Source organism: Mucilaginibacter sp. dw_454 (assembly GCF_018449775.1).
GTDB lineage: Bacteria > Bacteroidota > Bacteroidia > Sphingobacteriales > Sphingobacteriaceae > Mucilaginibacter.
Genome location: NZ_JAAVVB010000001.1, coordinates 1206570 through 1228287, shown reverse-complemented (window position 1 = coordinate 1228287; position 21718 = coordinate 1206570). Strand labels below are relative to the sequence as shown.

13 protein-coding genes are annotated in these 21718 nt (G+C 42.5%); 7 read left to right on the top strand and 6 right to left on the bottom strand.

Annotated elements, in window-relative coordinates; all coding sequences use genetic code 11:
• Window positions 1-193 precede the first annotated feature (193 nt).
• Both HB679_RS05555 and HB679_RS05550 read right to left on the bottom strand, forming a co-directional pair.
• Entirely contained in the window at window positions 194-2905 is a 2712-nt protein-coding gene (locus HB679_RS05555) for a TonB-dependent receptor (protein WP_214070938.1), read from the bottom strand.
• A 256-nt stretch (window positions 2906-3161) separates the two neighbouring features.
• Window positions 3162-5891 carry a TonB-dependent receptor gene (locus HB679_RS05550; protein WP_214070937.1) on the bottom strand — a complete coding sequence of 910 codons (2730 nt, stop codon included), beginning with the start codon at window positions 5889-5891 and terminating at the stop codon, window positions 3162-3164.
• Between the two features lie 324 nt (window positions 5892-6215).
• Between HB679_RS05550 and HB679_RS05545 the strand changes: the two genes are divergently transcribed.
• Window positions 6216-8423, top strand: coding sequence for a GH92 family glycosyl hydrolase (locus HB679_RS05545; RefSeq protein ID WP_214070936.1), 2208 nt, complete (start codon window positions 6216-6218; stop codon window positions 8421-8423).
• Between the two features lie 627 nt (window positions 8424-9050).
• On the opposite strand, the gene HB679_RS05540 is transcribed toward HB679_RS05545, so the two are convergent.
• Together HB679_RS05540 and HB679_RS05535 are read right to left on the bottom strand one after the other, a co-directional pair.
• Window positions 9051-10073: a cytochrome d ubiquinol oxidase subunit II gene (locus HB679_RS05540; protein ID WP_214070935.1), complete on the bottom strand. Its 1023-nt coding sequence runs from the start codon at window positions 10071-10073 to the stop codon at window positions 9051-9053.
• An 11-nt stretch (window positions 10074-10084) separates the two neighbouring features.
• Window positions 10085-11398 carry a cytochrome ubiquinol oxidase subunit I gene (locus HB679_RS05535; protein ID WP_214070934.1) on the bottom strand — a complete coding sequence of 438 codons (1314 nt, stop codon included), beginning with the start codon at window positions 11396-11398 and terminating at the stop codon, window positions 10085-10087.
• A gap of 371 nt (window positions 11399-11769) precedes the next feature.
• On the opposite strand from HB679_RS05535, the gene HB679_RS05530 reads away from it, so the two are divergent.
• From HB679_RS05530 to HB679_RS05520, 3 genes are all read left to right on the top strand, one after another.
• Window positions 11770-14370 (top strand): M1 family metallopeptidase, encoded by a 2601-nt coding sequence (locus HB679_RS05530; RefSeq protein ID WP_214070933.1) that lies wholly within the window; start codon window positions 11770-11772, stop codon window positions 14368-14370.
• 102 nt (window positions 14371-14472) lie between these two features.
• Entirely contained in the window at window positions 14473-15591 is a 1119-nt protein-coding gene (locus HB679_RS05525) for a Gfo/Idh/MocA family oxidoreductase (RefSeq protein WP_214070932.1), read from the top strand.
• 85 nt (window positions 15592-15676) lie between these two features.
• A complete protein-coding gene (locus HB679_RS05520) occupies window positions 15677-16168 on the top strand; it encodes a gamma-glutamylcyclotransferase family protein (RefSeq protein WP_214070931.1) in 492 nt (163 codons plus the stop codon).
• A 54-nt stretch (window positions 16169-16222) separates the two neighbouring features.
• Here the strand turns inward: HB679_RS05520 and mdh are convergent, their stop codons facing one another.
• On the bottom strand, window positions 16223-17161 hold the full coding sequence (gene mdh, locus HB679_RS05515) for a malate dehydrogenase (protein WP_214070930.1): 939 nt from the start codon (window positions 17159-17161) through the stop codon (window positions 16223-16225).
• Window positions 17162-17570: 409 nt separating this feature from the next.
• Here mdh and HB679_RS05510 point away from each other — a divergent pair, with 409 nt between their 5' ends.
• Complete coding sequence (locus tag HB679_RS05510; protein ID WP_214070929.1) at window positions 17571-18581, top strand: glutamine synthetase beta-grasp domain-containing protein; 1011 nt, start codon at window positions 17571-17573, stop codon at window positions 18579-18581.
• Between the two features lie 152 nt (window positions 18582-18733).
• On the opposite strand, the gene HB679_RS05505 is transcribed toward HB679_RS05510, so the two are convergent.
• Window positions 18734-19138, bottom strand: a complete 405-nt coding sequence (locus HB679_RS05505; protein WP_214070928.1) for a gamma-glutamylcyclotransferase family protein — start codon at window positions 19136-19138, stop codon at window positions 18734-18736.
• Between the two features lie 66 nt (window positions 19139-19204).
• Between HB679_RS05505 and HB679_RS05500 the strand changes: the two genes are divergently transcribed.
• Both HB679_RS05500 and HB679_RS05495 read left to right on the top strand, forming a co-directional pair.
• Window positions 19205-20563, top strand: coding sequence for a glutamine synthetase family protein (locus tag HB679_RS05500; protein WP_214070927.1), 1359 nt, complete (start codon window positions 19205-19207; stop codon window positions 20561-20563).
• A 112-nt stretch (window positions 20564-20675) separates the two neighbouring features.
• On the top strand, window positions 20676-21713 hold the full coding sequence (locus HB679_RS05495; protein WP_214070926.1) for a hypothetical protein: 1038 nt from the start codon (window positions 20676-20678) through the stop codon (window positions 21711-21713).
• Window positions 21714-21718 lie beyond the last annotated feature (5 nt).

Sequence of the window (21718 nt, the reverse complement as noted above, 5' to 3'; positions counted from 1 at the left end):
AGCGGCAAAGAGGGTAAATCTTCTGTTTGTCATCCTGAACAAAGTGAAGGATCCTATACGCTCTGATAAGATTCTTCGCTACGCTCAGAATGACAATTTCTTTTTATTAAACAACCCTCTTTCCGCCAAAGGCGAAGAGAGGGTCGACGAGTGAAACGACGTCGGGGTGAGTCCGCGCGGACAGGTTAACTTATTATTTATACGAACTCAATTTATACTGAAACGTCAGCATAAAATAGCGTCTTAAAATCTGTTGCTCTGAGGTAATAAGAGAATTGTTAGACGCGTATCTGTAAATACTAACGTTTTGGTCAAAAAGGTCATAAACCGATAATTTAAACTGCCCGCGATCTTTCTTTAAGAACATAAACGTTGTGGCCAGATCTACAATATTGCTTGATTGCTGGAAGCCCTGGCCTACCTGTGGGCGATAGTTGTAACTATACTTAGCATCAAAAATAAAATGAGCGGGCCAGCTCAGGCTCAGATCTGTGCCAACAGTGTGCGTTAACAAATTAACAGCTGCGTAATTAACCCCCTTATATTGGGTTGACTGAATGCCGAACTGATAATTGGTATTAAAAGAAAGCAGTGAACTGTAATTGAAATTTACGGTTGGCGAGGCACTAAAATTATAATTGGTTTGTGTCCCCTTATCTGTATTTAATATAAAGTCTGACCTGCGAATATCACCGTTAAAATTAGTGTTAAAATTAATTTGCCATTTTTGTCGCTGCTTAAACTGCTTGCTAAAACCAAACCCAAAATCACTTCGCACGCTACTACCTTCGTTTAAGGTAGTGCTTGAATTAACACCCACGCTGTCTATGGTGGTTTTTGTTATCCGCACATTATCAGCTAAATAAAGATTACCATAAAAATTGAAACCCACTTGCTTATCATTATAATAATGGTAATAGTTTACGTGCATCTCGCTCACTTTATTGGCCTGTAAATTGGGGTTGCCGGTAACCCGGTAAAACGCATTATAAACCCTGGTAGTAGGTAGCAGGTCGTCTATAGTAGGCAGGTCATAAGATTGGCTGTACCGGGCAGAGAAACCTTTAATGTTTAACTCGAAGGATGGAAATAGCAGCTGATATTTTTTGTTGATGTTGCGTACCGTATCAATATTAAAGAAATTGGTTACGTTCTGGATCTCCAGATCTATCGCAGCTTTGATATTAATATCGTCTGTAAATTTATAAGTAAATATCGGTTTGATATTTTGCACAAACCAGTGCCTAACCAGGTTTTTACTTAGCGTGTCATTAAACAAACTGTATTGCCCACTGCCCGGGTTTTTCTCAAAAACATTGGCTCTGCCGGCTATGACCAGGTATCTGGTGTTGGTATTTAATTCGACAATAATTTTTTTAGTTATTGGATGATAGAAACCAACTGTTAAACCAAAAGTATTGTTTACGCTACCGTCATCTTCATGCCTGTCTAACAATTGCGATGGAACGGACGAAACGAACGATCTGATATCCTGTAAAGAGTAGTTGTAGGGGCTGTCGTGGCTCAATGTTAATGAATGATTGACAGTTATGGACGTACCTTTATGCCCCAATTTGCGGTAAAACATAAAGTTATGGTTAAAGTTGTTACCGCTTGAATTGCTGGTTTGGCTGCTGTTACTAAAATTTATTGACCCTTGTAAATTAGCCGAATTGCCGGTGTAAATATAGGAGGATGGGTTTGTTTGAAAACTAAAATTTGGCGTATACAATATACGCATGTTAGTGTCAGGCTTCCAATCTATTGCGGCAGTTAAAGCTTGTTTCCTGCTGTCATAATTGGCGGTGCCCTCTCCCTTGTTATCAATTACGGTCTGATCTGTGGTTTGCAACACTTCGTTTTTAGCGTTGTATAAAGTATTGGTACCGGTATAAAAGTAGGTTAGGTTCATGCGCAGCTTGGTACCATAATCGTTATTAATATTTACGCCTCCAGAGATAACGCTTTGGATACCACCGCCCCAGTTTTGCCCGCCAAAAGTGCCATCATTAACCTGCCCGCCCTGCGAGCGGCCAAAACCACCCATGGTATACAATTCGTCATTAGAAAAGCCGGTTGAGTTAAGGTTGTTTGACAAGCCTATTAAACTAACCTGCAGCGTGTCACGAAAGTTGCTTAAAATGCCGCCTATTTCGTGCCTGTCGCGCGTGCCCACGCCACCATAAACTTTTCCCAGCGTACTTCTTTTGATCTTGCTTTTCATTTTAAGGTTAATCACCTTACCAACTTCGCGGTCGCTTAATCTATGGTCGGGGTCGTCTTCGCGGTCATCGTAAATCTGGATCTTGTCCAGCATGTCGGCATCCAGGTTTTTGGTAGCTACTTTGGTGTCGTTACCAAAAAAACGCTTGCCATCAATCAATAGCCTGTTTACACTTTTGCCGTTAAACATAATGCTGCCGTCGGCATTAACCTGTACACCAGGCAGCAAGCGCAGCAGATCCTCAACCACGGCATTGGGCCGGGTTTTAAAAGCTTCGGCAGTAAATTCGATGGTATCTTTTTTAACAGCGACGGCTGTGCGCTCGCCTTTTATTACTATCTCTTTTAAACTTCTGGGGTTTAGGCTTATTTGCCCCAGATCTGTTATAACGTTCGATTGAAGTTTGAGCGTTTTTCTAAATGTACCATATTGCATGATCGAGATTACCACCCTGTTGCTGATATCAATAGGTAAAGAGGTCAATTTAAAAGAGCCGTCTTTTTGGCTCAAGGTGTATGACACTAACGAAGTGTCTTTAGAATTGACTACGGCAATAGTGGCATGTTCAATAGGTGCTTTAGATACTGAGTCAATGATCAAGCCCTTAATGGAGCCGCGCTGTGCCAATGCTGAAAAAGAAAACAGCACCAGTAATAGCACTGAAAAAGAAAGTTTGCTCATAAGGTAACATCCGCACAAAACGGATTTAGGTAAATGTGTTAAGGTATTTGTTTAATGGTGAGCTAAAAGTATTTAATAAGATCGACAAAACCGCGTTAAAATATGTTAAAACGCGGTTTTAGGTGTTAAATCACTAACCAAAGAGTTTGTCATCTCGAATGACAGTGAGAGATCCATACACATGCTAAGCAATCGTGAATGTCGATGTATAGATTTCTCACTGTCGTTCGAAATGACATGTTTATTTGGGGACTTTCTATCTCTTAATAGTACTGATCTTATAAGAAAACGTCAACAGAAAATAGCGTTTCAATATTTCATTTTCGCCGCTGGTAATAGCATTGTTTGAAGCATACCGGTAAACCGATGTGTTTTGATTCAAAAGATCATAAACGGATAATTTAAACTGTGCACGGTTTTGTTTCAGGAACATCACCGTTTCTGCCAGGTTTAATACGTTTGAGCTTTTTGAAAAACCATCAGGGATCTGCGGATTATACCGGTACTGATATTGCGCGTCGAAAATTAGACCTTTGGGCCAGTTTATCGAGGTTATGGTAGTTACGTTGTGAGACAAAGTATTTACCGATGCATAATCTACACCTTTGTATTGAGTTATTTGATCGTTGATACGATATACCAGGTTTAAATTAACGATTGATTTGTAACTAACACCGATGTTTTGCGCGTCGCTGATATAATAATCATGCTGGGTGCCGTTATCGCCGTTAAAATAAAATGATTGCTGGCTGTAAGAAGCAAACATCGAATTGTATAAACTAAATTGCCAGATCTTTGATTTTTTGAATTGCTTGCCTTTGCCTGCATTGCCGTTTATGTACCAGCCTCCGTTTTTATTGGTGTAGGTGGATGTGACGAAACCGTTATCGTCTTTAGTAGATACCTGGACAATGTTATTGGTATTAACCGAAGCGTTAAGCCTTAAATTGGTATACGTTTGCTTATCGGCAACATAATTAAAATAGTTAAAGTTTAAATGATGCTCATGCATTGGCGTTAAATTCGGATTCCCCGTAACGGTAGACAACTGGCTGATTTGTTGCGTTATAGGCTGGATTTGGCCAACCGTAGGCGGCATAGCCATTTCGTAGTAACCGAAAGAGTAATGGTCGGCATCATACCTTACTGACGGGAACAGGTAATTATATTGGTTAGACGAATTTGGCGTGCTTGAATGATAGTTATCGTTAATGTTTTGCAGTTCCAGATCAAGGCCTACTTTAAGCGTTGAGTGTTTAAAGGTATATTTCAGCGTGTTTCTGAAATTTTCTATAAAATGATTTCTGACGATGTTGCTGCTTTGATCATCCAGGAAATCATCATAGTTACCTGCCGGGTCCTTGTCATAGGTTGATAATTTGCTTGCTGTTTGATAATAACGGGATTGTGCAAACATCTCGTCACTTATTCTATGGCTAAACGGATAGTTTAAGGTTACTGAAAGATCATTAACATAATAGTTGCCAATGGTAGTAGAATACCTGTCAAGTAATGAAGACGGAACCGCGGATACAAAAGACTCTAAATCATTATAGTTAAAATCATCAGACCCTGAGTTTTTAAAATCTAAAGTGTGAACTATCGTGATGGACGAGCCAGGCTTTTTAAGCTTATTATAATAGATCAGGTAATCTGTAAACTCATTGATCTGGCTGATGCTTGAGGTTTTGGTAAACAGGTTACTTATCTGAGGCGTCTGGGTATTGAATGAATTGGTTATTCCGTTGGCATCGCTACTGGTAGGTGAGATATCCAACTTGAAATTGAGCCTGAGGCTATGCGAGGTATCCGGTTTCCATTCTATCAAACCGCTGGTAGAATGTCTGTCTTGCCGCAACTGGCTGATATTGTTGTTCTGAGTAGTTAATACCGTTTGATCAAGGTTTTGATCGTTGCGCGTTTTGATGTTATAATCCTTTACATAATTGTAGTATAAATACGACAGGTTTACTTTAAATTTTTCGCCGTAATCGTTATTGATATTGATCCCCGCCGATCGCATGCGCTCTATACCGCCATCTCCGTTGCCGCCAAATGTACCGTCGTATTGCGCGCTGCCTCCAGATCGGCTAAACCCCCCGGCACCGGATAGTTCGGCCTGCGAAAAGCCCGTCCGGGTTAAGTTATTGGTCAGGCCCAAAACGCTTACCTGTAAGGTATCTCTAAAATTGCCGATCAAACCACCTGCCTCATACCGCCCGCGCGTGCCTTCGCCGGCGTAAACCCTGCCAATAGTACTTTTCTTAACCTTCTTTTTCATTTTTAGGTTAATGATCTTGCCAACTTCCAAATCTGTTAATTTATGGTCTGGGTCCTCTTCGCGGTCGTCGTATACCTGTACTTTATCTACCAGCTCGGCATCCAGATTTTTGGTGGCGATGGTAGGGTCGGAGCCAAAGAAGCGCTTGCCGTCAATTAAAACTTTACTTACCTCTTTGCCGTTAACCAAAATGGTACCATCTACGTTAACCTGCACACCCGGAAGTAATTTTAGCAGGTCTTCAACAACGGCATTTGGCCGGGTTTTAAAAGCCTCGGTATTAAATTCTAAAGTGTCTTTTTTGATGATGATCGGCGTTCGTTCGCCTTTAACCACTACCTCTCTTAGCGTCCTGATGTTTAAGAATATTGCCCCCATGTTTTTGACTTCGTTAGGCTTAAATAGGATAGATTGCCTGAAAGTACCATAGCCCATGGCCGATATGATCAATCTGGTCTCTATGCCTGATGGCAGGCCCGAAAGCTTAAAATCGCCGTTTCCTAGCGTTAGCGTGTAAGAGATTAACGATGTGTCTTTGGCGTTGACTATCGCTACAGTGGCATGTTCTATCGGCGCTTTTGAGACAGAATCGATGATTTTTCCGCTGACAGATGATTTGTTTTGAGCAACTGCTGTAAATGAGGAGATTAAAAGGAGGGTACAAACAAATAGTTTGCTTATACTAAACGTAAAGGTAGTACGCATTAATTGTGAGGTTTAGAACTGGTTAACAATTGTGATTTGGCTAAACTAAAGAAATAGTTTTTAATATTTACTATCGAAAATGTTAAATAATGCAAATTAGTTGCTTTTTTATTTCACCGGCAAAAGAAGCTATTAGTCTGGTTGCTGGCTACTCAAATCGCGATTTGACTATTGTTTGTAAGTAACATTTTTAACATAATAAAATACAAGTCACACTATCGCTATATTTGAATACAAACCAATTAGCTTGTATTATATTTTTCAGGTTTACTCTTAAGTCGTAAAATCCTGATGAATGTTACATTTTACTGAAGACTTTATTTTATGAGAAACCAGGCAAAAAACATTTTCAATGTAGTGGTAATGATTTTACTTGCCGCCACTGCAAGCAAAGCGCAAACCGTTCCCGACAACACAAAATACGTTAATACTTTCGTCGGCACCGAGGCAGTGTCCGACTATAAATTGTTGGGTTATGTGCCGCCTAAAAACTGGCGGCCATGGTCGGGGTTAACTTTTCCGGGTAGTTCCTTACCAAACGCTATGGTGCAGGTTAGCCCCATGACAAAGTATCAGCCGGCGGGAGCAGGGTATGAATACGAAGATTCCACCATCGTATCGTTCACCCATACTAACAAGGGCCATTGGAACTTTGGCAATGTACCTGTGTTGCCTATGTCAAAGCCGGGAGAGGTGTTTGGCTCCAAATTCTCTCATAAAAATGAAAGCTCATCGCCGGGGTATTACCAGGTTTACTTGGATGATTATGGCGTGAATGTACAACTTACATCGACTTTAAGATGTGCCTACTATAAATTCGACTATAAAGACAGTCATGATAGGCAAATCTTATTCGATCTTTCAAAAGCACTGAGTCGTGTTAGCAGCTGGGAAATATCCCAGGATGGCAATCATGCGGTTAAAGGTTTTCAGGGAGGCGAGAATATCTATTTCTATGCAGTGTTCAGCTCGGAGATCAAGAGTTTACAAACTACCCATAAAACGGTTACTCATACAACTGAAAGAGGCACTACTACTAACAATGCCGCGGGGGAAGCCATTGTTCACTTATCAGATGATGGGAAACAGCCTGTTTACCTAAAGATCGGTTTCTCATTTGTAAGTACCGATAACGCCAAAATGAACCTGGAAAAAGAGGTTGGCGCTAAATCATTCGATAGGGTCAGGAAAGCAGCGCACGATACCTGGCAAAACCTGCTGTCGACTATACAGGTAAAAGGTGGCACAACCAAACAAAAAACCATGCTGTACTCATGCCTGTACCGCTCTTTCCTGTGGCCGGTTTTGCGCAGCGATGTTAATGGCGATTTTACAGACATAGACCATAAGGTAGTAAATACAGGTATTAACTATTATACTGAACCATCGCTTTGGGACACCTATCGCAATAAAGACGTGCTGTTGGAACTGGTATCGCCAAACGTTACGTTAAATGTGATCAAGTCATTAGAAGACAAGGGCGATAAAACTGGTTATATCCCAACCTTTTTTCATGGCGATCATGGCGCGTCGTCAATAGCCGGCGCTTACCTGCGTGGGATAGATGGCTTTGATATTAAGGACACTTACAAGATCTTACTAAACAACGCCAATACGCCGCCGACTGCTTCAAGCCGTGGCGGAAGACAGTATTTGGACGAGTATCTGCAAAAAGGCTATATCTCTGATCCCGAAATTGAGCATGCGATAGAAACCGCTAAAGGCAGGGCCGGGGTATCTAAAACCTTAGAGTATTCGTATGATGATTACTCCATAGCACAGATCGCCAAGAAACTAGGTGATACCGCCAATTACCGCATCCTGATGGCTCGTTCTAAAAACTATAAAAACGTATTCGATAAGTCGACTAATTTTATGCGCGGCCGTACACCTGACGGCGGTTGGATCCAAAATTTTAATCCCCAATATCCTTACTACGAATGGCAGTTTCGTGAGGCCAATGCCTGGCAGGTATCGTTCTTTGCACCGCATGACATGCCGGGTTTAATTGCGCTGTATGGCGGACCGAAACAATTTGAAGCTAAACTGGATTCGTTTTTCACCACACCGTGGAATCCGCATTACATTGCCCGTAACGTAGAAACCTTTATTGGGCAATATTGCCAGGGTAACCAGCCCGACCATGAAGCGCCGTTTTCTTATACGTTGATAGGCAAGCCCGCTAAAACCCAACAGGTGTTGGATAACATCATGAACAATCTGTATGGTATGGGTCCGCGCGGTATAGAGCTGGCCGGTATGGATGATGCGGGCGAGATGTCGGCGTGGTTTGTGTTTAGCTCGTTGGGGCTGTATCCGTTGTCGCCAACCGATCCTAAATATCTCGTTACCGCGCCGCTGTTTGACGAAGTTAAATGGCGAACCAGTAACGGCAAGTATATCACTATATCAAAACCCGGAAAGGGCAGGGGGATTACTTCTATTAAAGTAAATGGTAAGGTTAATAAAGGTTATTACGTATCGCATGATTTGTTTAAGAATGGTGGGACGGTGTTGATTGCGACTAAGTAAAATATATCAATTACTGTCATTGCGAGCGATAGCGCGGCAATCGCGAACTTTACTCATCACGTCGTTTTAAGCGAGTTACGAGCGTGACGATCTCCGGGGCGCTTCATTAGCTTACCGCTCGTTTAGCGCTCAATTGCCGCTAAGGCTGTTACTTTTCCTTGATGAAAAGTAACCAAAAATCAAGTCACACGCAAGGCTTCTTTGCGCTCTTGGCCTTTGCCCTGCAAATCAGGTAAAACCTGGGCAGGGGCCTGTTGCCGCCGGTTATCGCACCTGGGCCTGCGCTTCAGGCAACATTCCCGACAGCCCTGCAGCCGCACAAGGCCACCATTGTTTTACCCGCTTTCACCTGAAGCTCTGCGTCTGACGTCCCGGTGCTATTGAAGATACTGCTAACATTGTAGACTCAAAAAAGCGCGCAATGGCCTGTCAGCAAACCGGGCCTGGGAGTCTGGCCTTGTGGAGGGAAGGTTTTTGCTGACTTTATTTATTCACTGTGTTTATTTTTGGTGTGAATGAGATCGCTACGCTTAGTATTTGGTTCTTTTTCATCTAAGGAAAAAGAACTAGGCCCAGCGGCCATGGGCGCTATAAAAGCGATTAGCGTCCAGTGCAGCTAGCTTATTATCAATGAAAGTCCTCCAAGCTCTGCTTCCCCCTAAAACTATAAAACAAATAAAACAGCGCGGGCAAAATAAACAAACTACCAATAAGCAGTGCGATACCTAGAGTATCAATCGTACCAGCAGTGGCATGATCAGAAAGCACCGATAAGTTCCGGCCATTCTTACCCATAATAAAATTAGGATAATGCGTATACCCAACCGATAGCAGAATCATACTTACCTGGAATGCGGCAAAGATCCGGGGTAGTTGTTTGTGGCCCCGGCTTACGGTTATCCAAAGCAATACTAAAGAAACAGAGGCTGCGATAACCGCAGTTAAACTCACCCGGTTCCCAAAAATCCAATGCGCCATATGGATATTCAATGTTTCGGCGGCCAGGAAAACCAGTCCGCCGCAAAAGAAAGCAATAGCATTTAGCACTTTAGCTTTTTTGATAAAGCGTTTTACATCAAATTCATCAGTCGCTTCGCCTATGAGGTAGATCGCCGCCAGGAACCCGCAGAGCGCGACGGTAAATAAACCAACCGCAATAGAGAAATAATTAAACCAGCTATAAACGTACGCCGTTAAAAAGTCAGTTGCCGCAAAATCAATTTGCCGCGATATGGCACTGCCTGCAATGATCCCCAAAAACAAAGGCGTTAAAAAGCTGGAATAGACAAAAATATTATTGTACAAAGCTTGCGTACGCTCGCCTTTTATCGCGTCGTAATTACGGAAGGCAAATGCCGTCCCCCGAGCAATTATTCCCATCAACATAGCCAATAACGGGATATGCAAGTAAGTACACATGTTGCTGTAGATGTCAGGAAAACCCACGAACAGAATTACTACTGCAATAATGAGCCACATGTGGTTCGCTTCCCAAATAGGGCCGATGGCCTGGTACATGGTAGCGCGGGTGCGGTGCTTGTTATTATCCGATGTGAAAAGCTCTATGATCCCCGCGCCAAAATCGGCACCGCCCAATAAAAAGTAAAGCAGTATGGCGAAGAATAAGAAGAGTATGACTACAGTCAGCATATCGGCACTAATTATTTTTTAACATCATAAATTTCGGGCACCATTTTAATTTGTCTTTGCAGTAAAAATATAACCGCCAGGCTCAGCGTAAAGTAGACAAAGCTAAACAGGTAAAACGAGTATTGGATACCTGGCATCGGTGTAACGGCATCAGCAGTACGCATCACATCCTGGATGATCCAGGGCTGGCGGCCAACTTCGGTAACCGTCCATCCCGCTTCTAAAGCAATAAATCCCAGAGGTGTGGCATAAATAAACAATTTAAGGAACCAACTTTTATTAAACCACTCGCGCTTTTTCCATACAGCAATGAAATACAAGATACCGATGAGCATCATCACCATACCAAAGCCAACCATAATCTGGAAAGCGTAATGCGTAACGGGTACGTTAGGTTGATCTTTAACCGGGATCTGATCGAGCCCCTTAACCTCCTGTTTAAAATTATCATGCACCAGAAAGCTTAATACACCAGGTAACTCTACACCATAATTTACTTTTTTGGCAACGGTATCCGGTATGCCACCAATTACCAACGGCGCATAGGTCTGCGTGTGAAAATAGGCCTCCATAGCGGCCAATTTTGCCGGTTGACGACGTGCAGCATGCTTGGCAGATATATCGCCGCTTAAGGGCTGTAAAATGGCGGCCACTGCGCCAAACACAATGGCTATCCTGAAAGCCTTGGTATGAAATTCTACATTTTGTTTCCGATAGATCATTAAGGCGTGGATACCCGCTACTGCAAAACCGGTTGCCGAGAAAGCTGCTATCGTCATGTGCAGGGCTTCAGAAAACCAGGCGCCGTTAAACATGGCTTTCATGGGGCTGATATTAAGGTATTGGCCATTCATATAATCAAACCCCGACGGGCTGTTCATCCAGGAATTTGCAGATACCACCAATATGCCCGATAAGATGCCGCTTACACCCACCATTACGCCGGTTGCCCAGTGAAACCATTTGTTAAAGCGGTTCCAGCCGTAAAGAAAGAACCCTAAGGCTATCGCCTCAATAAAAAATGCGACGCCTTCCAACGAAAATGGCATACCAAATATCGGCCCGGCATGGATCATAAACCTGGGCCAAAGCAATCCCAGTTCGAATGACAACATGGTGCCCGACACGGCGCCGGTGGCGAAGAAAATAGCCACGCCCTTGCTCCAGGCCTGGGTTACGTTTTTATAAACCGGGTTTTGGGTTTTGATGTATTTATAATGCGATATGGCCATAAAAACCGGCATCACCATACCTATACAAGAGTAGATGATGTGAAAACCCAGCGAAAGGGCCATTTGCGATCTGGCGGCTAAAAAGTCATTCATGTTTTTGCGATAAACAAGATGCTCAAAGATAAAGGCTTATCGATAACAGATATTAAATAACAAAAAAATATCTGTTATACATATTGATTTTAAATTGATAATAAGTGAGATAGGATATTTGTGTGTGGGGTAACTTTGCTGATTTTGCTGATGAGTATACATAAGTTGTCATTGCGAGCGAGGGACGAGCGTGGCAATCGCAAGGATGCAATATTCGCGATTGCCACGCTACGCTCGCAATGACAAATAATTAAAGGGACAGCAAAGACCGGGTGAGTCCCTGCTGTAACCTTTTCTCACGTTTGGTGTCTAAACCTTTGATTATCCACGCTTAAAAATTATCTTTAGCTTTTGCACATTTATTCAACAACATGAAATTCAACAAAGCCTTTTTTCTGATGCTGTTAACGGGTGCCGCGTTAACAGGTCGCGCACAGACAACAGACACAACCCATTCAAAGTACGATCAGCATAAAGTATTTACGCCGCTGTTTTACCAGCAAAATGGTAACCAGTTTCGTACCGCTGGCGGTGCGCCAAGCGCAAAATACTGGCAAAACCGTGCCGACTATAAAATAAACGTAACATTGGATACCGTAAAGCATCGTGTTAGCGGTTCGGTAAATATTACTTATACCAATAACAGCCCTGACGGCTTGCCGTTTTTATGGTTACAGGTAGATCAGAATATCTACCGCGAAGATTCTCGCGCACAAGCTACCAGCCCTGTTACGGGCGGCAGGTTTGTTAATGCAACCCATACACAAGGCGATGAGATCAAAGGCGTATACGTGATAACTAACGGTAAGGCCGAGAAGGTAGATTACCTAGTTACCGACACGCGCTTGCAAATCAAACTGAAAGACTCGCTGAAAGCCAATGGCAAAAAAATCGATATTAAGATTGATTACGGTTTTGATGTACCCGAGTATGGTACCGACCGTATGGGCCGTATAAAAACCAAAAACGGCTGGGTATATGAAATTGCACAATGGTACCCGCGCATGGAAGTTTATGACGACATCACCGGTTGGAACACTATTCCGTACATGGGCGCGTCTGAGTTTTACTTAGAGTACGGCGATATCGACTATACAGTAACCGCGCCTGCGGGATTAATTGTCGGAGGTTCGGGCATACTTTTAAACCCAACCGAAGTATTATCGGCAACTGCTTTAAAAAGATTAGCAGAGGCTCGCAACAGTGATAAAACAGTAAGCATTCGCGATTCAATTGATATCGCCAGCAAAACGTCGTACCCAAACAGGCCTACTTTAACCTGGCATTTCTTGTGTAAAAACACTCGCGATGTAGCTTGGGCAGCGTCAAAAGCATTTATTTGGGACGCGGCGCGTATAAACTTGCCTAGTGGTAAAAAAGCCCTGGCTCAATCCATTTATCCTATAGAGGTTACTGGCCAAAAAGCCTGGAGCCGTTCAACCGAATATGTTAAAAATTGTATCGAACTATACTCGCAGGAGTGGTTTGAATATACTTACCCGGTAGCTACCAATGTGGCGGGTATTGTAGGTGGTATGGAGTATCCGGGTATTGTTTTCTGCGGATGGAAAGCGCAAACCGGCGAACTGTGGGAAGTAACCAACCATGAGTTTGGTCACAACTGGTTCCCGATGATTGTAGGATCGAACGAACGTAAATACGCCTGGATGGATGAGGGTTTTAATACTTTCATTAATAAGGTAGATACCAAAGTATTTAATAATGGTGAATACTTTGAAAAACAGGACGTACAACGCGAAGCCCCGGGTATGTTTACTCCTGATGCAGACCCAATCATGACTACACCGGATGTTATCCAGCCGGATTACCTGGGTTATGCAGCTTACGAAAAACCTGCACTGGGTCTGAAAATATTGCGCGACCAGATTTTGGGCCAGGAACGGTTTGATTATGCTTTCAAAACCTACATTAAACGCTGGGCTTTTAAACACCCAACGCCGTGGGATTTCTTCCATACGATGGACAATGCATCGGGCGAGGACCTGAGCTGGTTCTGGAACGAATGGTTCATGGGCACTAAATCGCTTGATCAATCGGTGAAAGCTATTGATTATAACGATGGAGATCCTTCAAAAGGATCGTTGATCACGATTGAAAACCTGGGCGAAATGGCGCTGCCGGTAACTGCCTTGATTAAAGAAGAAAATGGTAAGACCAGCACCGTGAAACTTCCTGCCGAGATTTGGCAGCGCGGTGGCACCTGGACGTTCCCATACAATTCAACTTCAAAAATATTGGTGGTGACACTTGATCCTGATCATGAATTGCCGGATACTAATCCTGAAAATAACTCGCTTACCGGTCAAACCGTAGACAAGAGTGTAACGGCAGCGTCTGTAATTAAAAATTATATTGATGCCATAGGCGGCGCTGATAAAGTGAAAGCTATTAAAGATCTGAGCATTGGCGCGACAACTACGTTACAAGGCACTACCTTACAGATAACTAATAAATTTAAAGGCCCTGATAAATTTGATTTTGCCGCTATCGCACCGGCCTATAATAACTTTATGCTGATCCGCGTAAAAGGTAACACAGATAGCGTGAGTTTGGTACAACAAAACAATGCCGTTCCTACACCGAAGGATTATCAGCATTTATTGGTTTACCGTTTTGGTTTCTTCCGCGAATTGAATTATGACAAACAAGGTTATGCCTTGTCTTTGGATAGCAGGGTACATGTAGTTGGCGATAAACTGGCTTACCTGGTAATTGCTACACAGCCCGATGGTGTAAAAGTGGACGAGTTCTTTGATACCAAAACTGGTTTGAAAATAAAACAGGTAACTGAGTCGCCAAATGCATCAGCTGCAGAATTTGATGATTATCGTGAAGTATCGGGTGTTAAAATCCCTTATGAAACTAAGACATTGTTATTAGGTTCGCCTGTCGACATGAAAGTAACCAATGCAACAGCAAATACCGGTTTATCTAACGACGATTTTAAATAGTCTTCAGATATACTGATGGAATTTACAGTAAAAAGGGGCCGCTACACGCGGCCCCTTTTTTTGTTATAAAATGTTTAATTTTAACTAAAACTAAAACCGGTTATGAAAGATACACGTCGCGAATTTTTACAGAAAGTTGGGGTGTCGGCTGTTGCCTTGCAGTTGGCTTCGGTTACCACCTGGGCCAAAAATGCGAAGGCAGAGCCTGTTTATGATGGCCCTGTCCTTCGCGTAGCTATTTTAGGCTTAGGCTCTTACGCTACACGTGTTGCCGAGGCTATGCAAGGCTGTACTAAAGCCAAATTAGTGGGGCTGATCAGCGGTACGCCCGATAAATTGGCCAAATGGCAGGCTAAGTATAATATCCCGGCAAAAAACTGCTACAACTACCAAAACTTCGATGATATTAAACATAACCCGGATATAGACGCGGTGTATGTCATTACACCCAACGCGCTCCATCCTGATTTTGTGATTCGTACGGCTAAAGCAGGCAAGCACGCCATTAGCGAGAAACCAATGGCGGCCAACGTTCAGCAAGCCGAGTCGATGATAGCCGCCTGCAAGCAAGCAGGAGTGAAGCTATTGGTAGGTTACCGCATGCACTTTGAACCGAAGACGCTGGAGGTGATCCGCATGCGGAAGGAAGGCGAACTAGGCAAAATTCAATTCTTCCAGGGCCTGTGCGGTTTCAGAATAGGCGACCCGAAACAATGGCGTTTAAATAAAGAGTTATCGGGCGGCGGTTCAATGATGGATATTGGTATCTATGCCGTTAACGGTTCGCGCTACATGACCGGCGAAGAACCGATTTGGGTGACTGCGCAGGAAACTAAAACAGATCCCGTAAAATTTAAAGATGGTATAGATGAAACTATCCAGTTTCAATTTGGCTTTCCAAGCGGCGCCACGGCCTCTTGCCTATCAACCTATATGCAGAATAACCTGGATAAGTTTTTCCTGAACGGCGAACATGGCTATGCCGAAATGCAGCCCTCAACTAATTACGGCCCGATCATGGGGCATACTAACCAGGGCGAGCTGACACAACCCACCACTGTGCATCAGGCCGTGCAAATGGACGAATTTTCGGAAATTATTTTTCATGATAAACAACCACCTGTGCCGGTAGATGGTTATGAAGCGATAAAAGATTTGAAGATTATAGCCGCAGTTTATGAAGCTGCTAAAACAGGCAAAAAAGTGAGTATAAGTGTGTAGTTGTTTTGTTGCGATGACACAGTAAATTTTTGATAACATTTTTTCGGCAGATGCGTTTAAAATATAACTATCACCTATAAAGCTTATGATACTATTTGCATACGCGGGCAACATGAACGTGGAGAAGTTTGCAAAGACAGTTCCCTCTGCAAAGAAAATTGGTATTGCCAAATTGCCCGGTTATAATTTTGCTTTTAACAGCACCGGCGAAGATGAGTCGGCCAAGGCAAATGTGGTAAAGTCGTTTGATCTGGATGCTATGGTATGGGGTTTGCTGATTGAACTGGATGACGAAGAGCGCTCCAACTTTCATGACCCCACCTGGAGTTCGGTATTGAAACTGGAACCTGTGCTTTGTTTTGATTTGGCAGATAACATTTACCACGCCGAGGTTTTTGTAACGCAACCGCATGCCATCACCACCCATTTATTGCCTTATGACTGGTATCACACCAAAATATTAAAACTGGCTATAGCTGCAGGTTTACCCGAACCGTACATCGCCCAGATAAAAATAATGCCTTGCAAGGTAGATGCAGATGAGAAACGCCGTGAGCGGCGGTTAAAGAATTTATAAAACAAGAAAGGCTGTATCATTGATACAGCCTTTCTTGTTAAGGGATATTGTAGCTTAGATTAGGTTGCTGTCTGCTAATACCTGGTTCATGGCGCGTACCGCGTCGGCGCTTTTGTTAAAGCTGGCTTGCTCGTCGTCGGTTAATTTAAAGTCGACGATTTTTTCCCATCCGTTTTTGCCTAATACAACCGGCACAACTAATGAAATATCTTTTTGGCCGTACTCGCCATCTAACGCAACACCGCAAGAAATCAGTTTTTTCTGGTCGCGTACAATAGACTCAACCATAAAGGCAGTACCTGCACCCGGTGCGTACCATGCAGAAGTTCCAATCAGTTTAGTTAAAGTGGCACCGCCAACCATGGTATCGGCTACCACTTTATCTTGTTGTTCTTTGCTCAGGAATTGTGTAACCGGGATGCTGTTCCAGGTAGCATGATTGATCAATGGGATCATGGTTGTATCACCGTGGCCACCTATAACTACCGCGTTCAGATCGGCAGGAGAGCAGCCTAATTCCTGGCTCAGGTAATATTTAAACCGTGCAGAGTCTAACGCGCCGCCCATGCCAATAACTTTATTTTTAGGCAAGCCTGATGATTTTAAAGTTAAATAGTTCATGGTATCCATTGGGTTTGAAACCACAATGATGATGGTATTTGGCGAGTGTTTTAAAATATTCTCGGTAACGCTTTTTACAATACCTGCGTTTACACCAATCAGTTCTTCGCGGGTCATGCCTGGTTTACGTGGCAGGCCTGATGTAATGACAACTACTTCAGAATCGGCAGTGGCAGCGTAATCATTGGTAACGCCTTTTATTTTGGTATCAAACTCCAGCAGGGCAGAGGTTTGCATCATATCGATAGCTTTACCTTCGGCAAAACCTTCGCGGATATCCAACAAAATTAATTCTTCGGCTAATTCTTTTCTTGCGATGTTATCCGCACATGTAGCGCCAACGGCTCCGGCACCAACAACTGTTATTTTCATAGTATTTAATTTATATGAGATGGGATTCAAAAATCGAACGCAATTTTAAGAAAAAAATATAAAACATCGTCGTAACAATGTTAAAATGCGGTTAGCTGCAGGTTATTATTAAATTTTTAATTAATAAATGATGTTTTTACTAAATCAACTTATAAACAGGACGGGATATTATTTAAAAGGCTAATTTTTTAAATAAATAGGCAAAATGTGATTATTTGTATTTTTTATGACAATGTTTTAATGTTTTTGATGTAGATAAATGATTTTTATGTAACAATTTTCATTTTTTTAAACTTTTTTTGATAAAATTTGTAAAAAAGCGAATTAATAATATAAATTTGCTCAACAAACGTAATCGTTGCGATTAAAATCAAATTCTGAATCAAACTTTATAAAATTAATTTAAAACATGGCAACTAAACTCGAGTACATTTGGCTTGACGGATACAAACCAACCCAAAGCCTGCGTAGCAAAACAAAAATCGTTAAAAGTTTTAGCGGTAAAGTAGAAGATCTTGAAAACTGGAGCTTTGACGGTTCATCAACTGAGCAAGCACCTGGTGGTTCTTCTGATTGTATCTTAAAACCTGTTTTTACTTGTCCTGATCCGCAAAGAAAAGACGCGTACTTAGTAATGTGCGAAGTATTGGATTCAAAAGGTCAGCCACATGAGTCAAACGGCCGTGCTTTAATTCAGGATGATGATAACGATTTCTGGTTTGGTTTCGAGCAAGAATATTTCCTGTGGGATCCTAATACCAACAAACCGCTTGGTTTCCCGGCTGCTGGTTACCCTGCACCACAAGGCCCTTACTACTGTTCAGTAGGTGCTAACAATGCATACGGTCGTGAGATTGTTGAAGAACATTTAGACGTATGTTTAGAAGCAGGCTTAAATGTTGAAGGTATCAATGCTGAAGTTGCTGCCGGTCAGTGGGAATTCCAGATTTTTGCTAAAGGTGCTAAAGAAGCTGGTGACCAAATCTGGGTTGCACGTTATTTATTAGAAAGAATAGGCGAGAAATTTGGTGTGTCAATCAACTGGCATTGCAAACCGCTTGGTCAATTAGACTGGAACGGTTCTGGTATGCACGCTAACTTCTCAAATACATTATTACGTACTGCTAACAGCGAAGCTAAATTTAAAGCTGTTTGCGAGGCCTTCCGCCCTGCAGTTGCTGAGTGTATAGCTGTTTATGGTGCTGATAACGATCAGCGCTTAACCGGTAAACACGAAACCGCTTCAATTCATGACTTTAGCTATGGTGTATCTGACCGTGGCGCTTCTATCCGTATCCCACTTTATGCAGTTGACCACAACTGGAGCGGTTACCTGGAAGATCGTCGTCCAAACTCTGCTGCAGATCCATATAAAGTTGCTGCAGTAATTATCAAAACTGTAAAAACTGCTAAAGTTTAATTTTAGCTAAACAGATATAGAAAGCGATGGGTGTAAGGCTCATCGCTTTTTTTGTTTTAAGGTTTTTGTCATTGCGAGCGCAGCGTGGCAATCGCACGCGTTAAAACTGTCCTCCTTGCGATTGCCGCGCTACGCTCGCAATGACAGACTTATTATTTTGTTTTTAGATAATCTAAATAATCTCCCGACTCAATCAAATATAACCCCTCTACAGACCGGTTATACAAATAAATCCAACAGAGTATCACGCCTTGCTCTGTTTCTATTGGCAAAGCTTCCCGCACAAATAGGTAAGGCAGCTCTTCGCCTTCGCCGTAACCTTCGTAGGGGTCAAGATATTTCAAAACCGCATCGGCATCATGCAAACGGTAAACTGTCCCTGAAATATCGTAGTTATTTTCCTCTTCGATCACCAGGGCAGGGTAATGCCCCACGTCATATAACTTGCCCTTTATTTTACCCGGACAATAAAAGGTGGAGTTGCCGGTTAGATACCTGGCAAACTCATTATCAGCAATTAACAGAGTGCCATAAACAAACAATAAATCATTTGTCATTTTTATATTCAGTTTTTTGGGATACGATAGTTATCTTGCTTAAAATTGTTTGATCTTTTACCTACCATGAACGAACAGCAGCTAACAGCCTACATACACGAAAACAATATACAAAAAATAAAATATGCCTTTGCCGATATCGACGGGATTTTACGCGGAAAGATCATCCACACCAAAAAATTCCTCGATGGCCTGCAAAGTGGCTATGGCTTTTGTGATGTAGTATTTGGCTGGGACAGCGCAGATGTTTGTTATGACGATGTAAAAGTGACGGGTTGGCACACTGGCTACCCGGATAAAGCTTGCCATGTTGATTTGTCGACTTTCCGTACAGTGCCGTGGCAAGATAATATTCCTTTTTTTCTGGGTGATTTTAGTGATGCAGATGGTAATGGATTGGCCGCTTGCCCAAGATCATTGTTAAAACGCATTACCAAAGAATGTGCGGACCTTGGTTTTTACCCCGAGTTTGCACAAGAGTTTGAGTGGTTTAATTTCAGAGAGACGTCGCAATCTTTACAAGATAAACATTTTGCTAACCTGCAACCCTTAACGCCGGGTATGTTTGGTTACTCTATACTTCGCCTGTCAGAAAATAGTGCTTTTTGCGATGACCTGGTAAGCCTGCTTGATAAATTTAATATCCCGCTGGAGGGCTTCCATACCGAAACCGGCCCTGGTGTTTATGAAGCGGCATTAATGCATACCCATGTTATTGAAGCTGCCGACAGAGCTGTTTTATTCAAAACTGCTGTCAAAGAGATAGCCTATAAGCATGGCATCATCGCTAATTTTATGGCCAAATGGAACGAGAGCCTGCCCGGTTGCGGCGGACACGTACATCAAAGCCTTTGGAATAAAGATCAAACCGACAACTTGTTTTATGATGCTAACGATGTTAATAAAATGAGCGAGTTGCATAAGCAATATCTGGCCGGCCAGCTTTATTGTTTGCCACATATATTGCCCATGTATGCGCCTACCATTAATAGCTATAAACGCCTGATTGAAGGCGCCTGGGCACCTACTACCATTACCTGGTCGGTAGAGAATCGTACGACGGCTTTTCGCGTAGTGAACTCGTCAAAAGGATATACCCGTTTAGAAACCCGTATACCGGGTGCTGACACCAACCCTTATTTGGTGATGGCGGCCGCGTTAGCCTCGGGCTTGTACGGTATTAAAAATAAATTGAAGCTAGACGTTCCGCAGACAGTAGGCAACGGCTATCAGAATAAAACTAACGGAACCATTCAGCCTAATTTGTACGAGGCTGCTACTGACATGCAAAAATCGGCCATAGCCAAAGAAATTTTAGGTGCCGATTTTGTTGAGCATTTTACGCAAACCCGTTTGTGGGAATGGCGCCAATTTGCCAAAAGCGTTACCGATTGGGAACTGAAAAGATATTTTGAGATAATATAAACCATTATATTTTTTCATTTGCTTTTCGCTGGCCATCTGTATAAAATAAAAATGTGGCGCTTTGTAATTCATTTCTGTTATATCTTTGCCGTCCGTTGATTTTATAAACCAGATGGACTATTCTTTTATAATTACAAAAGCCTGGGAAGGGTATGATGCTTCAAAACGAATAAAAAGTATTGAAGATATCAGTGCGATGGTGTCGACAAACCGGGTTTTCAGGGTAACGTTTGACGATGATGATATCATTATAGCCAAGCTGTCGCTTTTTGGTAAATACGAGCATTTTAAAGAAGATCATCGCATAATCCATGCGTTATCTAACAACTTACTATATCCGTTCGAGAATTTTTTGGCTAAATCGCTGCTTAAAAATAACCGGGTCTATATATTCCGTTACAAACATGGCAAGGACGATGCATGGGTGGTGTTTTATAATCCAACCCGCATTATGAACCGTATGCCGCGCCGTTTGGACGAGGAGCACATCCGCAAACTGGGCCAGCAGGTAGGTAAGTTTCATAAAGCCTGTGGTCGTATAAAAAATGTTTTGCCTAAATCGTCAAAAACGCTGCGCACCGATATATACTCGCTGATGCACCAGTTGGAGATCAACGAAAAAGATTTCGGCACAGCCATGCAGGTTGATTTTCTAAAATATCATTGTGAGACGTTTCTGCGTAATCGCTCTAAATACAATATGAGCTCGTTCGAGATCATTCCGGTGTTTATCGATTGGAACATCGGCAATTTCTCGGTAGACCAAAACTTGAATCTGTACTCACGCTGGGACTACGACTGGTTCAGGATGAGCTACCGGATATTGGACTTTTATTTCCTGAGCAGGGTAGTGTCTGATATCGGCGACCGGACGGTGTTTAGTTACGGTATCAATACCCTGATGGAAGATCGTTTTATTATCTTTCTCAAGGAATATCATCAGGTAAACCCTTTAACAGCTAACGAGGTCAGATTTTTGAAAGAGGCATATCGGTTTTTTATCTTAAATTATGTGATCAAAGAAGGCAGTCATTTTTTTAGTGGGCAATATACGCGTAAGCTACAAGCCGAAGCTTTTGATAACTACCTGCCGTCGGTAGACAGAGATTTTAATGCCGATAAAATAATTGATGCTTTGAACTTAAAATAATCACC

Bases quoted from the DNA above. Each gene is read 5' to 3' on its own strand.
- HB679_RS05555 (WP_214070938.1), bottom strand. From the start codon at position 2,905: ATGAGCAAACTTTCTTTTTCAGTGCTATTACTGGTGCTGTTTTCTTTT.
- HB679_RS05550 (WP_214070937.1), bottom strand. From the start codon at position 5,891: ATGCGTACTACCTTTACGTTTAGTATAAGCAAACTATTTGTTTGTACC.
- HB679_RS05545 (WP_214070936.1), top strand. From the start codon at position 6,216: ATGAGAAACCAGGCAAAAAACATTTTCAATGTAGTGGTAATGATTTTA.
- HB679_RS05540 (WP_214070935.1), bottom strand. From the start codon at position 10,073: ATGCTGACTGTAGTCATACTCTTCTTATTCTTCGCCATACTGCTTTAC.
- HB679_RS05535 (WP_214070934.1), bottom strand. From the start codon at position 11,398: ATGAATGACTTTTTAGCCGCCAGATCGCAAATGGCCCTTTCGCTGGGT.
- HB679_RS05530 (WP_214070933.1), top strand. From the start codon at position 11,770: ATGAAATTCAACAAAGCCTTTTTTCTGATGCTGTTAACGGGTGCCGCG.
- HB679_RS05525 (WP_214070932.1), top strand. From the start codon at position 14,473: ATGAAAGATACACGTCGCGAATTTTTACAGAAAGTTGGGGTGTCGGCT.
- HB679_RS05520 (WP_214070931.1), top strand. From the start codon at position 15,677: ATGATACTATTTGCATACGCGGGCAACATGAACGTGGAGAAGTTTGCA.
- mdh (WP_214070930.1), bottom strand. From the start codon at position 17,161: ATGAAAATAACAGTTGTTGGTGCCGGAGCCGTTGGCGCTACATGTGCG.
- HB679_RS05510 (WP_214070929.1), top strand. From the start codon at position 17,571: ATGGCAACTAAACTCGAGTACATTTGGCTTGACGGATACAAACCAACC.
- HB679_RS05505 (WP_214070928.1), bottom strand. From the start codon at position 19,138: ATGACAAATGATTTATTGTTTGTTTATGGCACTCTGTTAATTGCTGAT.
- HB679_RS05500 (WP_214070927.1), top strand. From the start codon at position 19,205: ATGAACGAACAGCAGCTAACAGCCTACATACACGAAAACAATATACAA.
- HB679_RS05495 (WP_214070926.1), top strand. From the start codon at position 20,676: ATGGACTATTCTTTTATAATTACAAAAGCCTGGGAAGGGTATGATGCT.